Source organism: Methanothrix soehngenii GP6, from assembly GCF_000204415.1.
Taxonomy (GTDB): Archaea; Halobacteriota; Methanosarcinia; order Methanotrichales; family Methanotrichaceae; genus Methanothrix; species Methanothrix soehngenii.
In genome coordinates this window covers 1,426,392-1,439,486 of sequence record NC_015416.1, presented here as the reverse complement: position 1 = coordinate 1,439,486, position 13,095 = coordinate 1,426,392, and the positions used below count along the sequence as shown (strand labels likewise).

The following is a 13,095-nucleotide window of genomic DNA, read 5'->3' as shown; positions in this document are numbered from 1 at the left end:
ATGAATTCAGGGATGGCAGCTCTTGCAGGGAAGATATCCCTGGCTTTTTGCCTCCTCGGCGCTCTGGAAATAGACCTTGTTCTCCTGCTTGATCTTCAAGGCATAGCGGCAGTCAGGGAGATGGTACTTCTTAGAGGTGCTGCTGCCTACGAAATTCCCTTCTGACTCCTTCTTTCCATCTGATTCATCCATGACCACAACGCTGCTGACTGATGCTTCGCCACCATCGGCATCGGCGCCGGCGCTACCATCAAAAAGCTCAGGATCCCCTGCACCATCTCCATCTTCGCCTGAACCAACTGATGCATCAAATTCATCTGCGACGCGATCATCGGCCTCATTCTCATCCTCTGACCTGGAGTCTTCTCCTTCTGCCGATATCTCTGCCTTTGATTCCTTCGAATCCTCTTGCTCGGCCTCTTCTGGAGCCTGAAGCTTGGTGGTTAGCCCTTCTCCTGACGATATCAGAGCACGAGCTTTCGTACTCTCGACACGCTCGATTTTTCTCTCTTTCTCGCCCTCTCTCCCTGCATCCTCCTCTGGCTCTTCTTCATCCTCATTTGACTCATATCTATAGAGAGATCTGCCGGCATAAAGGGCACGAGCATCAGAGATCGATATCAATTCCCCAGAGGAGATCCTTTTAGAGATCAGATCCTCCTGATCCTCAGCCAGGCTGCACCTTCTGTTCTCGCTGGCCAGAATGCCGCCAGGGCCTGATGCCTCCAGGGTGCAGGTGTAGTTGCCGGGAAGTAGTTCGAGGTTCTTGGCGATCTCGAAGCTGTAATCCCTGTTCGTCTCCAGCCTCATCAGCAGGTACTTGGTGCTTGAGATTGAGGCCTTCCCCTGGCGGAGGGTGGCATTGAGCAATAGATAAGGTAGAGTGCCATTCCCGGTGAGAACGACATTTCCCCGCAGGCTGAAGAGATCGATATCCAGATTGGGGTCTATCTCCATTTTCAGCTGACCCGACCACGCCTCTGACTGCTGAGCTGCACCGCCAGCGGATGAGGCATGCTGTGGTTGGGATCCCAATTCGATGCAGCCAGTGATGGACGATAATACCAGTATAAGGGGAAATAATATCGGAGCTATACCACACTCTCTAAACTTTTTCAAACACAATTGACCAACCCCTTGATTTCCAGTGGAAAGCAGAAGCCCTGAAATGCGCGCCTTATGAAACTGGCCCGAGCAAGGCAATCTTGAGCAGAGGGCCATTTGATCCTCACAGGAAGCTGCATTGCCTTCGAAAAAAGAGCTTGATTCTATTCACATCGATCGGAGCACACGCAGCAGTCCTTCTGCACAGTCCAGCATCTTTTTCAGCCTATCCAGATCCTGCTCAGATCTTATGCCTGCAGAGAGCTCGTCCAGCCGCGCGATCAATGATGCGCGCAGCCCAGCCTTCGCCTCCATAAGCCCGCCATCCATCCTCTCCTCATCAAAGGGGCCCGTACTCCTCGTTCCGCCAGGCAAACTCTTCCCTGCCGCCTGCAAGAGAGGCATACCGGGCTCGTGATCCGGCCGATCCTCTTCTGATCCCGAAGGCTCCGGAGCCTCTCTTCCAGCTCCGGAAAGCTGCTCACCATGGACCTGCTCATCCTGAAATGAACAGACCGGGCAGACTATCTCTCCCTGACAGCGAAATAGGGGCGCTCCGCAGTCATGGTGCGTAGCCAGCATTGTGCATCCCCTCTCAAGAAGCCTGGTTATCTTGCTGAGTACTTCATCTTCTTCCATCGTCCCATCACCAGCATTACCACATACGTTTAAATACAACGATATATCATCCTTGAATCAAAGGCAGATAAACATCATAACCTTTTTCCCATAGATATGGGTGGTGGTTCTATGACAGCTGAAAATGTCCTTAAGCAATGTGTTGAGGTATTAGAACGTATTATGAGCGATGATGCAGTCCCGAGGAATATCAGGCGCTCTGCAGAGAGCGTCAAGACCATCCTCATGGACGAGAGCGTAAACGAGGCGATAAAGGCCGCATCTGCCATTTCCATACTCGATGAGATAAGCAATGACCCTAATATTCCACTTCATACCAGAACCCTGATCTGGAATGTTGCTAGCCAGCTTGAGACCATACCAGTCAGCTAAATCCCTCTTTTGGACCAGATAGCCAAGCAGCTTTCCACGGCCTATGAGAGGGACCGTATGGTTTCCACTGGAACTCAAGCCTATGTGACCTCTGTCCCTCCGCTAATCGTTCTTGGTTGGATATGCAGGATGAGTTTGACTCTTCGATCCTGCATTCACTGAGGTCATCTTGGGCTCCATCCATTTTTTTGTCGGCATTCTCTATGCTTCAGTTCCTGCTATTCAAATATCTTCCATCCGATGGCAATAGCTGTAAATCCTTCGTGGTGATGCTCTTGAGATATCAAGGTTCAATTTCATCGGTTTAGCGCTTGCATTCAACTGGACGTGATCTGAAATTGCGATGAAGACGCTAGCTACGGATTCTGGTTTCATTAGCGTTTATTGATCCTGTTACTAACAGTCGACAAAAACTATTGAACTATCATCCGTATCGCGAAGAATATAATCGATATTCTCAGTAACTACTTACTTAAATTGCAGCTTTTTTATGTGGTTACGTATCATTTAGCTATAGATTTAAGATGTTTATCTGCATAGATTAAAACATAGTCTCTTTCTCTGTAGAGAGGAAGATATATATATGAATAAAAGAGAACCTAGAAATAGCTAGTTTTATTTTATTATCTATCAGGGTATTCGCTGGAGTTTTATCTCTTTTCCAGAGGAAATCATGGGGTAGGAGGCCAATATTTCCAGAGGAAATGAAGGGGAGTTAACCATAACTCTTAATATCCACCAGGACGATTTTAAAATGTTCAAGGGGAATTATCTTGGTACCTATATCCAGAGGGTTATTTGCTGATTTATTGGCGCAAGGGGAGATATTTCAATCCAGAGACATCCTGCGTCCTACATATACACCATCCAAACTGCCTCACAGAGAAGAGCAGATCAATAACCTTGCATCGATTCTGGTCCCAGCTCTGAGAGGTGAGACGCCCTCTAATGTCCTCATATACGGAAAGACTGGCACCGGAAAGACAGCGGTGGCCAAATATGTGGGAAAAGAACTGGAAGAGGCCAGCTTTGAAGATATGAAGTGCGTTGTGATCTACATCAACTGCGAGGTAGTCGATACCCAGTACAGGATTCTGGCCCACCTGGCAAGGCACTTCGACAGAGATATTCCGATGACCGGTTGGCCCACAGACCAGGTTTATGCAGAGTTTAGGAATGCCCTAGATGAGGAGAAGCAAGTTGTAGTGATAATGCTGGACGAGGTGGATAAATTGGTGCGAAAGGGAGACGATGTTCTCTATAACCTCTCCCGGGTAAACTCCGACCTCCTCCGATCGCGGGTGAGTATCATCGGCATATCCAATGACCTCAAGTTCACAGAGTTTCTTGATCCCAGGGTGAAGAGCTCTCTTGGTGAGGACGAGATCATCTTTCCGCCCTACGATGCTGAGCAGATAAGAGAGATCCTGGAACAGAGGGCCAATGTCGCATTCTGTTCCGGATCCTTGCAGGAGAGCGTAATACCTCTTTGCGCGGCATTCGCAGCTCAAGAGCATGGAGACGCCCGCCGAGCCCTTGACCTCTTGCGCATCTCTGGAGAGCTGGCGGAAAGGGCCCGATCTACTGTGGTCACGGAGGTTCATGTCCGCCAGGCCAGAGATAAGATAGAGCAGGATCGGGTAGAAGAAGTCATCAAGACCCTGCCCACCCAATCTAAGCTAGTGCTCTATAGCATCATTCTCTTAGAGGAGCAAGGAACGAGAAACATCACTACTAGTGCGGTCTACAATATGTACAAACAGCTCTGTCCTCTGGTAGAGACCGATTTTCTCACCCATCGCCGGATCACAGATCTCATTGCGGAGCTGGATATGCTTGGCATCTTGCATACCATTGTGATCAGTAAGGGCAGATATGGCCGGACCAAAGAGATAACATTGAGTGTGTACTCCGGCAAGCTCAAGTCAATACTGCAACAGGATTACCGGCTGAAGGATCTGACCAATGTCACTGTCCCCCAGCAAGCTCGTTTGGGGCTCTGATATATTTCCCAATATACATTTTTATTTATCTGATTGAATCTCCTTCTATGGCTTTCCTATCTCCGTTCATCCGGTTCCTGATGCCTCTCATCTCGATTGGGCCAATATGCTTTGTTCACCTCTCAGGGCACTCTCTATTCTAGATGCCTAATCCTATGAAATGAAGGGCTAACAAGAGGATTGCTCCAACTGCCCCGCCGATTCCGCAAATCAGTATGACCAGCCAGCTATAGCCGATATCCGCGCTGATGAACTGATTGGCCAGGAAAAGAATAAAGAGGCCGGCGATTGCGTTTATGACGAAATTTTTAAGGGACCTCAGCAAAAGAAAGGCTCCGAATATGAGAACGACCGCCAGCAAGACTATTCCAACTTCGATCATAGCTGTATATTAGGGTAGTCTAGCTATTAAAAATTCTCCTAATCAGCCTCTGAACGGCTCCATCTCGCTTGCCAGACGGTGGAGCTCTTTTGTATCCAAGGATAACGGATCAATGTGGATCAGCATTATTGCGTTCTTCATGGCAATCTCATCTCTCTGGAATTGAACGAACCGGAGCACAGTCTCATAGTTGCTCTGGGTGATCAGGTAGCCCATGCCTTCCAGGAGGATGATTGGATAGTTGGCCTGGTCGAGGAATTCGGAGATCATGCCGCTCAACCTGGGAAAGTTCGTGGGGTCCACCGTTCTGTATCCTGGTTCGCTCTTTTGAGTCAGCCATATCACAGTCTCCGGAGGTATGCTGAATCTCTCTTGCAGAGTCTCGGGATTGTGTCGGCTGAGGCATAACCCTTCCATTCCATGAGCTACCAGCTCGCTGAATACCTCCAGGCTCTTTTTGGGCTTCTCCTCCTCTACGATATACGTGGTCCCTGGGATAAGCGATACCTCAAATGGGCTCCTTCCATAGCTCTTCATGATCTCAGCCAATGTATCCTTGATATCGAAGGTGGGATCAAATGTTCTGATGATTCTGTCCAGCCTCCTTAAAGCGAGGAAAAAGCTATGCCTGGTCAGAACCAGTCCTGGTCTGATATTCAAACTGGGAATGGCGGTCAGAGCATCCTGCATATCTGGCTCGCAGGCCGGCCCGGCTTCGTCAGAGGGCCGATCTCTCTTTGGAGCCACCTCAAAGAATCCGCCTGCTGCAATAAGTTCATTGGCTTTCATGACCACCTCTCTTCTCACCCCTTCATTCAGTGCGGAGAGCATCGTATCTGAGAAGAGCCGAAAGAGGTACTCTGAGAGGGGACCCAGGGTGAACAATAGCTCCTTTGCCTCATTGACGCTGGAATTCAGTTCCATATGGACGAAATCCTCTCCCTCAGCCAGGATCAGATGAGTCCTTTTTCCCAGCAGCTCCATCTGATAGACGAAGTCCAGCATCTCCCTCTCTGGAACCTTGAACATGTTCTCATTCACCAGCTTTTCTATGCTGTCGATGAGCACAATGCTGTTTCTGCTGGAGTCGACGAACGATTTTATGGTTATGAATAGGAGGGGCAGATTTCGGGGTGAGATGTATCGATCGCTTCTCTTCTCGTCGCTCAGCTTGATGATGGGCGTCTCCTTGAATCCCCAGCGGAGCCTGACCTCCTCCGGGGAGGAGTGGGTGATACACAGCCCTTCTACACCGTGGGTGATCTGGTCGGTGAAGACCTCATAAGCGATATCAGGCACTATGTATATCCTTCCCCTCGTCAGATCATAGGTGGGAAGGGTCTCCTTCTTCTCTTCCACCACTGGCTTAACGGGAACCTGTTCCTCTACAATCATTCTGGTGGCAGAAGGTCCTACTGACCCGGTGAGGGTCTTTTCGAACTGGTTCCAAAGCTCCTGAAGTTGCCTGGGGCTAACCGTCTCTCTGGTCGCTCCCAGTTGCCTCAGATATAGATCGACCTGACGATTTGCTCTTTCCTCTCCTATATACTTTGCAAGGGTCGTCTCGATCTCGCTTATTGTCCCATAAAGCATAGCTCGGGGCTCAACTGGCAGCTCCTCGCCCTGTGCCATCGCTTTTTCTGCACCGTATATGAATGATTTAGCGATGCTTTCCTCCTCGAGACTGGGCTTAGTGAGAAGGGATACGAGGATGTAAAGGCTGGTGTTGACCAGCAGCGTCCAGAATACGGAGTTGGTCCACTGGTCAAGGCCGAGGCCGAATAGGTCTGTGGGTCTGAGGAAAGACAGGCCGAAGGCTCCATCTCTAACCAGGCTTGAGAGCATGCCATCGTCCCCGGCCATGGTGGGTATCAAGGCGGTGTAGGACCAGAGCAGAAATCCTGAAACGAGACCTGCCATAGCTCCTTTTCGGTTTCCTCCTCTCCAATAAAGGCCTCCGAGAGCAGCTGGCGCCAGCTGACTGGCAGCGAGAAATGAGACGATTCCGATATCTGCCAGTATCTGATAGGCAGCAACATGGGAGAAGAGGTATCCTAATAGGACAACCAGGAGTATATTCAGCCTTCTGGTGTTGAGGAGTGCATCGGCCAGGTTCTTCTGCTTTTTAATATGGCGCAGAATATAGGGGAGCTCCAGGTCGTTGAGCAGCATCGTGCCGACGGCCACGGACTCGACTAGGATCATGGCAGTGGCTGCCGATGTCCCTCCTATGAAGACCAAAAGAGATAGAAGGTCTTGATTGTGGCTATAAGGTATGGTTATTATGAAGGAGTCCTTGAGGCCGGGGGTATTGAGGAGCAACCCGCCCCAGGCGATGGCCGGAACGAAAAGGTTGATCAGCAGGAGGTAGAGGGGGAAGAGCCACATCGCCTTTTTCAGATGGCCCACTTCTGAGTTCTCCACAACCATGACATGAAACTGTCTGGGCAAGAATAATATGGCAAAAAAGGACACGAGGGTCAGGGAGAACCAAAGAGGATACTCCACGTCCATGAGGTTGGAATAATTCGGATTACTACGAGCCTGTTCAGCCATCTGGCTGAAGATATCCCCATAGCCTCCAAAGATTCCATAGGCAACGAATAGCCCTATCATCAGAAAAGCCACCAGCTTCACCAGGGATTCGAAGGCCACCACAGCAATCAGCCCCTCATGCCGCTCCATGGGGTCTAGCTGGCGGGCGCCGAAGATCATGGCGAATATGCCCAGGAGGAGGGCCACCACCAGGGTGCTCTCCCAGGAGAAGCTCAGGAGGGTATGGGATTCGGCCAGAGTCTCTAATGAGGTGGAGATGGCTATCAGCTGCAAAGCCACATAAGGGGTTACCATGACCAGGCTGAGCAGAGCAACCACTGCGCCGATGGCATAGCTCCTGCCGTAGCGAAAGCTCAAGAAATCGCTGATGGAGGTGAGGCGGTACTCCTTGGATACGCGAACCATCTTTCTGATGAGCACCCAGCCCAATGTCATAGCCAGGACGGGCCCTAAATATATAGGCAAAAATTCCAGGCCGGTAGATGCTGCTCTTCCTATGGAGCCGTAAAAGGTCCATGCTGAGACATATACGGATAGGGAGAGGGCATAGACATAGGGATTGCTGACGATGCTCTTGCCCTCTAGCTTTCTATTATCTGAGAACCTAGCTATTGCGAAAAGAAGGAGCAGATAGAGCACCATAACCACAAGAGCGGTATTCTGGCCTATCAACCAGAATTCCCCCGGTCAAAGAGGTACATCAGGAGAATGAGTATCATCCAGACTGCAGATATATAGACGAGTATCGCAGGCATGCCCAGCAGAATTATGGCATCGGCCAAGGAAAGCATAGGCCAGTTGAGCAGCACCCATCCTAAGAAGAAGAGCAAAATCCAGAAATCCTTCTGGCTCAGGAGGTCGTGGAGTGAGGCCATGGCTATAAACCCGGATAGGTTATAATCCCCTTAGCAGATATATCTACTGCATGTAGATCAGACTGCTTTTATATCAGGAATTCATTCTCGCAGCCGTGAGATGAATTGATCCTCAGAACTCATTATTCAGGCCAAATATCTGCGGATATGGACGGAAAAGAGGTCATGCTGGCGGGCTTCGCCCATGAGATCAGGGACCTGGGGGGCATAGCTTTCCTGGTGCTCAGGGACAGAGAGGGAATGGCTCAGATAACTCTGGTCAAGAAGCTCCTGGGAAAGGATGTTTTCAAGATGGCGCGCTCCATCAGCCGGGAGAGCGTGGTTATGGTCCGGGGGAATGTTAAGGCGGAGGCCAAGGCTCCGCGAGGATATGAGATCCTTCCCACGGAGATTCAGGTTTTGAGCGCCGCCCAGGTGCCTCTTCCTTTGGATCCCACGGAGAAGGTGGAGTGCGAGCTTGACACCCGCCTTGACTCCAGGTTCATGGACATCCGCCGGCCCTGCGTCCTGGCCGCATTCGAGATCGAGAGCGCAGTCCTTTGCAGTCTCAGGGACTATTTCCATAAGAAGGGGATAGTTGAGGTCTTCACCCCCAAGATCGTGGCCGCAGCCACAGAGGGAGGGACAGATCTCTTTCCCATCAGCTACTTTGAGAAGGAGGCCTTCTTGAACCAGAGCCCGCAGCTCTACAAACAGATGCTGATGGGAGCGGGCATGGACCGTGTTTATGAGATCGGTCCCATATTCCGGGCGGAGGAGCATGATACCAGGCGCCATCTGAATGAGGCCATCTCCATAGATCTGGAGGTGAGCTTTGCCGATGACAAGGATGTAATGGAGATCCTGGAGGAGGCGGTGGCCGGGGCATATAGCTATGTGGCTGATAACTGCCGCCGCCAGCTGGAGGTCTTGAATATGGAGCTGGAGGTGCCCCGGCTTCCCTTCAAGAGGATCACCTACACCCGTGCTCTGGAGCTGGCGGAAGAGAAGGCTGGGGCCAGGATGCAATGGGGCGACGACCTGGATACAGAGACGGAGAGATTCTTAGGAGAGAGCATTGGAGAGCATTACTTCCTGATAGATTGGCCATCATCAATCAAGCCCTACTATACTCTGCCTTATGAGGATAAGCCTGAGATCTGCCGGGGATTCGATCTCATGCACCCGAGGATGGAGCTGGCCAGCGGGGCGCAGAGGGTGCACGACTACAGCCTGCTGGTGGAGAGGATAAAGGAGAAGGGGCTGGATCCTGATGGCTTTGAATTCTATCTTCGGGCTTTTCGCTATGGAATGCCCCCTCATGCTGGTTGGGGTCTGGGGCTGTCCCGCCTGGTGATGACCATGCTCAATCTGGAGAACATTCGTGATGCGGTGATCTTTCCCAGAGATCGAAGGCGCCTTGTGCCTTAGGATATTCCTGGAATGGAGAGGGATTATAGTAGCGTAAGCTCAATTCATCCCCATTCTTATAAAATAAATATTTATGCCATTTTTGTTTTAGAGGCAAGGATGCGGCGCAGACCCGATAAGAGGGCTGCGCTCCTTTGCCTGAGGCTCCTGATATGGCTTAGACCTAATCCAGCTTCTCGATGCCCTCTTTCTTCACCTTTGGCTTCCATATTTTATCCGGCATCCAGGCAGGTGCTCCCGCAGGCTTGTCTACCTGCACCCTCTCTCCTGAGAAGATGTGTACCTTCTTGGTGCCACGCTCACGCAACTTAATCTCTGTGTAGCCGCGGTTGGCGGCTTTCAGTGCCGCTTGCCTGGGCGATTTTCCTGTGAAGACTCCAATCTCATTTCCCTGGGCGTCCCTCAGGGCAAAGTTTCTCATTTCAGCCAAATTTTTCCCTCCTGATGGTTATGATATGCCTCTCTGATTCGGTATATTAATTTAATCCAAAAGTGCTTTCCCCTGTCTCCTCAATGAGGTGGCGAGCAGCTGCCTGATCACTGCCAATTGATCTTCCATTCAGTCCATAATTCAATGGTATTCGGCAAAAAAATTGGCAAAATAGGCGGAAGAACGGGGCTGATCATCCTCCTATTAGCTGTTTTATATCTAACCTGTGGTCTTCACCCCTTCCGGCCGGCTCGTCGCCAGGCTGCCGATGAGATATGCTGCCGTTCCGCAGATCAGCCCTACAAATACGGGGTGGATGAGGGGGTAGCCGTAGAAGTACCAGACCACCACCGAGAGGAAGGAGGCAAGCAGGCTGGCAATGAAGCCGGTCTCATTGCCCCTCTGCCAGAAGATGCCCAAGAACAGTGGCACCAGGACGCAGCAGGCGATGATACCCATGCTGACCGCCACCAGGGGCACGATCTGTTGTGGCACATTGATCGCCGAGACGGCGGCGATGATCAGTATAGCCACCCCAATCATGCGGGTGAGTAGGAGAACCTTCCGGTCGGCAATTCCTGGATTCAGATAGCGCAGGATGTCCGAGGTGAGGGAGGTTGCAGTGACCAGCACAATGGCGCTCATAGTGGACATGGCTGCAGATATGGCTGCCAACAGGATGATCCCGTCAAAGCCCTTGGGCAGGATCAGTGTGGCGACGAATGGCACCAGGCCGTCGGGATTCTTGAGGAATGGAGCTATCTGCTCGGCGCTCAATGCTCCATAGGCCAGGATTCCCAGGGAGAAGATGCATACTGAATAGATGGCGATGGAGATGGGTCCGTAAATGCCCGCGAAGCGAACGACCCTCTTGTCCCGGGCGGAGAATATCATAATCAGCAGATCGGGAAGGGCGAGCAGTCCCAGACTGATGGAGAAGGCCTGTCCAAATGTCTGCTGCCAGGGGATATTAAGGCCATTCATGCTGAGCACATCAAGGGGAATTCTCTCCCAGATATCCAGTCCGCCGCCAGCGGAGATCAGGCCGCCGTAGAGGAAGACGGCCCCTATCAGCATCAATACGCCCTGGATGAATCCCACCCAGATTATCGCCGGCAGCCCGCCGATGGCGTAGTAAATGGCCACTATGGCTACGGTGATCAATAGACCCTCCAGGTAGGATACGCCAATCATTCCCTGAAATAGGGTAGCGCATCCTTTGAAGATGGGGACCAGGTATACGGTATAGAGGATGAGCATGATGATAGCAAGTATGACCTTTCCCAGGGGAGAGTTGTATCTTCTCTCCAGCAGCTGGGGAACCGTCTTGGCATCGTACTGCTTTGCCATGGTCCATATCCTCCCTGCCATGATCCAGGCGATGCAGGCGAATCCGACATGAAATAGGGAGCAGAAGATCACCCAGGGCATGCCGGCGGCAAGTCCGTAACCGCCTCCTCCCAGGAAGGAGGCTGCGCTGAAGTAGGCAGCAGTATAGGCAATGCCGATGACGGCAGGATAGGCGATGTTGCGGTTGGAGAGGACAAAGCCTGAGAATGTCCCCTGTCGCAGCTTAAGTGAGAGCAGGATTATCGCCAGGACGTAGGCCAACAGCAGCAATTGATTAATCATGGTATTTCCTCATTAATATAAATATAGTTGTGGATATCATAACTATAAGAGCGATCAGTAGCGCAATGTAGGGGGTGGGCATGCTCATTTTTTCTCACCCTGAAGTAGTCGATCACAGAGCAGGAGAAATGGCTGATCTGTGTCCCTCCATATCGAATTCATGTCTATGTCATTCTCCAATTTTGTACCTTAATGCACATTTTTTGACAGCGTATTGCTGCCTGGTTTAAAAAGCTTGTCTTCAGCCTCCGATCGGAAGATAGAAGTAGTAGCAAGATACAAATATAACAATAAATGAGGTGAAACTCTATGGAGCCTCGAATTCTTAAGGTCGGCGAGAAGGTCACAGGCAGATATAGCGGCATGGAGCTGGGCGAGAGCAGGAAGTTCTTCCGGGTGAAGCTCGGGGAAGAGGAGTTTTATCTGCCAAAGGACGTGGGGAACTCCCTTCTCAAGAGCCATCAGATGGGCAATCAGCTGTTTACCATTCAAAGGCAGCTGGATGTCTATGAGATAAAGCCGCTCATTGGTGCGCTGGATTAGATGGGACTGAAGCCTTTTGGCCTATCCCTCGCTCCCGGCAAAATGGCCATATATGAATCGCATGACTCTGATGGCATGATGAAATAGATCGGCATATTCCACTTAGCTATGCTTAGCAATATTTATATAAGACTTCATGCTGAAAAACATTGATGATTCAGAATATGGATATCTATCGTCTGAATTTTAAGTCCATATTGATATAACATCCTTCTATTCTAGCTCTGCCAAGAGCTTCCTTGGTCTGATTATCGCGTAGGATGTCGATAGGAGGGCGGAGAATATTTCGTTAGTGCAATGGCCGGATGATGCTATTGTATTTTTATCTTGTTTAATAATTAATAAATGATTGAAATTACGGATCGGAGGTGATTCGTTATGATGAACCGCACCATGAAACTGCTTATGCTGTCGGATATATTCGTCCTCACCGGATTTGGACTGATTCAGCCCATAATTGCCATTTATATTAATGGTGGCGGTGTAGCTGGAGGCAGCATGCTTTCCGCGGGACTTGCCAGTGCTCTCTTCCTATTCACCAAGTCCCTGGTGCAACTCCCCTTTGGCCATTATGTGGACAGGCAGTCTGATAAGACGAAGTGGCTGTTCGTGGGGACGATTCTCATGGCTGGTGTCCCCCTCATCTATGTCTCTGCCAGCAGCATATATCATATTTATATCGCAGAGGTTATTTATGGATTGGGAAGCGGACTCGCCTATCCAACCTGGCTTGGTTTGTGGTCTGCAAATCTCGATAAGGGACAGGAGAGCTTTCAGTGGTCAGTATACTCAACCGCTACCGGCCTGGGCACGGCAGCAACCGGGGCGTTGGGTGCAGCCGTGGCCAGCTTTGTTGGCTTTTCTGCTACTTTCATCCTGGCGGGAGTTCTATGCCTGTTGGGTTGCATAGCCCTGTTTTACCTGGATTATAAGAATGGCTGGAGGAGGATAATGGCAATGCTCGTGCCCTCTATTTGCTGGGGCGGCGGCAACTCCATCCGAAAGCTTTCAGACCTCCTCCACGGGAAGGGTCGGCACAATTTCGGCCTATGCCTCTATGGTTTAGCAAAGCCCTCTTTCATATATCCTCCAAAAGACCACAAAGCCGATATATATCCTGATCCAGAGCGCCTATCGAAAGGCGAATGA

At 50.6% G+C, this 13,095-nt stretch carries 12 protein-coding genes; 5 read left to right on the top strand and 7 right to left on the bottom strand.

Features of this window, described 5'->3' with window-relative positions; genetic code table 11:
• Positions 1 to 6: 6 nt before the first annotated feature.
• Together MCON_RS15165 and MCON_RS15160 are read right to left on the bottom strand one after the other, a co-directional pair.
• Entirely contained in the window at positions 7 to 957 is a 951-nt protein-coding gene (locus tag MCON_RS15165) for an Ada metal-binding domain-containing protein (protein WP_052297538.1), read from the bottom strand.
• A 315-nt stretch (positions 958 to 1,272) separates the two neighbouring features.
• Positions 1,273 to 1,743, bottom strand: coding sequence for an Sjogren's syndrome/scleroderma autoantigen 1 family protein (locus tag MCON_RS15160; RefSeq protein ID WP_013719341.1), 471 nt, complete (start codon positions 1,741 to 1,743; stop codon positions 1,273 to 1,275).
• Positions 1,744 to 1,839: 96 nt separating this feature from the next.
• On the opposite strand from MCON_RS15160, the gene MCON_RS07195 reads away from it, so the two are divergent.
• Complete coding sequence (locus MCON_RS07195) at positions 1,840 to 2,115, top strand: UPF0147 family protein (RefSeq protein WP_193373741.1); 276 nt, start codon at positions 1,840 to 1,842, stop codon at positions 2,113 to 2,115.
• Positions 2,116 to 2,888: 773 nt separating this feature from the next.
• Positions 2,889 to 4,118: an ORC1-type DNA replication protein gene (locus tag MCON_RS07190; RefSeq protein ID WP_013719339.1), complete on the top strand. Its 1,230-nt coding sequence runs from the start codon at positions 2,889 to 2,891 to the stop codon at positions 4,116 to 4,118.
• A 139-nt stretch (positions 4,119 to 4,257) separates the two neighbouring features.
• On the opposite strand, the gene MCON_RS07185 is transcribed toward MCON_RS07190, so the two are convergent.
• From MCON_RS07185 to MCON_RS07175, 3 genes are read right to left on the bottom strand one after another with little or no spacing between them, the layout of a single operon-like run.
• Positions 4,258 to 4,500 carry a pro-sigmaK processing inhibitor BofA family protein gene (locus tag MCON_RS07185; protein WP_013719338.1) on the bottom strand — a complete coding sequence of 81 codons (243 nt, stop codon included), beginning with the start codon at positions 4,498 to 4,500 and terminating at the stop codon, positions 4,258 to 4,260.
• Between the two features lie 42 nt (positions 4,501 to 4,542).
• Positions 4,543 to 7,728, bottom strand: coding sequence for a sodium:solute symporter family transporter (locus MCON_RS07180; RefSeq protein ID WP_013719337.1), 3,186 nt, complete (start codon positions 7,726 to 7,728; stop codon positions 4,543 to 4,545).
• Entirely contained in the window at positions 7,725 to 7,931 is a 207-nt protein-coding gene (locus MCON_RS07175; protein WP_013719336.1) for a hypothetical protein, read from the bottom strand. Before MCON_RS07175 ends, MCON_RS07180 begins: the two co-directional genes overlap by 4 nt.
• A 147-nt stretch (positions 7,932 to 8,078) precedes the next feature.
• Between MCON_RS07175 and aspS the strand changes: the two genes are divergently transcribed.
• A complete protein-coding gene (aspS, locus tag MCON_RS07170) occupies positions 8,079 to 9,341 on the top strand; it encodes an aspartate--tRNA(Asn) ligase (protein ID WP_048133015.1) in 1,263 nt (420 codons plus the stop codon).
• A gap of 163 nt (positions 9,342 to 9,504) precedes the next feature.
• Here aspS and MCON_RS07165 read toward each other — a convergent pair whose 3' ends face one another.
• Positions 9,505 to 9,771: a non-histone chromosomal MC1 family protein gene (locus MCON_RS07165; RefSeq protein ID WP_013719334.1), complete on the bottom strand. Its 267-nt coding sequence runs from the start codon at positions 9,769 to 9,771 to the stop codon at positions 9,505 to 9,507.
• Positions 9,772 to 9,990: 219 nt separating this feature from the next.
• Positions 9,991 to 11,403 (bottom strand): sodium:solute symporter family protein, encoded by a 1,413-nt coding sequence (locus MCON_RS07160; RefSeq protein ID WP_013719333.1) that lies wholly within the window; start codon positions 11,401 to 11,403, stop codon positions 9,991 to 9,993.
• A gap of 309 nt (positions 11,404 to 11,712) precedes the next feature.
• Here MCON_RS07160 and MCON_RS07155 point away from each other — a divergent pair, with 309 nt between their 5' ends.
• Together MCON_RS07155 and MCON_RS07150 are read left to right on the top strand one after the other, a co-directional pair.
• Entirely contained in the window at positions 11,713 to 11,946 is a 234-nt protein-coding gene (locus MCON_RS07155; RefSeq protein WP_048132087.1) for a hypothetical protein, read from the top strand.
• Between the two features lie 378 nt (positions 11,947 to 12,324).
• On the top strand, positions 12,325 to 13,095 hold the full coding sequence (locus MCON_RS07150) for an MFS transporter (protein ID WP_013719332.1): 771 nt from the start codon (positions 12,325 to 12,327) through the stop codon (positions 13,093 to 13,095).

What these genes read in the sequence shown, in the direction of transcription:
- MCON_RS15160 (WP_013719341.1), bottom strand. Translation starts at nt 1,743, where the DNA reads ATGGAAGAAGATGAAGTACTCAGCAAGATAACCAGGCTTCTTGAGAGG.
- MCON_RS07195 (WP_193373741.1), top strand. Translation starts at nt 1,840, where the DNA reads ATGGGTGGTGGTTCTATGACAGCTGAAAATGTCCTTAAGCAATGTGTT.
- MCON_RS07150 (WP_013719332.1), top strand. Translation starts at nt 12,325, where the DNA reads ATGATGAACCGCACCATGAAACTGCTTATGCTGTCGGATATATTCGTC.
- MCON_RS07185 (WP_013719338.1), bottom strand. Translation starts at nt 4,500, where the DNA reads ATGATCGAAGTTGGAATAGTCTTGCTGGCGGTCGTTCTCATATTCGGA.
- MCON_RS07175 (WP_013719336.1), bottom strand. Translation starts at nt 7,931, where the DNA reads ATGGCCTCACTCCACGACCTCCTGAGCCAGAAGGATTTCTGGATTTTG.
- MCON_RS07160 (WP_013719333.1), bottom strand. Translation starts at nt 11,403, where the DNA reads ATGATTAATCAATTGCTGCTGTTGGCCTACGTCCTGGCGATAATCCTG.
- MCON_RS07155 (WP_048132087.1), top strand. Translation starts at nt 11,713, where the DNA reads ATGGAGCCTCGAATTCTTAAGGTCGGCGAGAAGGTCACAGGCAGATAT.
- aspS (WP_048133015.1), top strand. Translation starts at nt 8,079, where the DNA reads ATGGACGGAAAAGAGGTCATGCTGGCGGGCTTCGCCCATGAGATCAGG.
- MCON_RS15165 (WP_052297538.1), bottom strand. Translation starts at nt 957, where the DNA reads ATGGAGATAGACCCCAATCTGGATATCGATCTCTTCAGCCTGCGGGGA.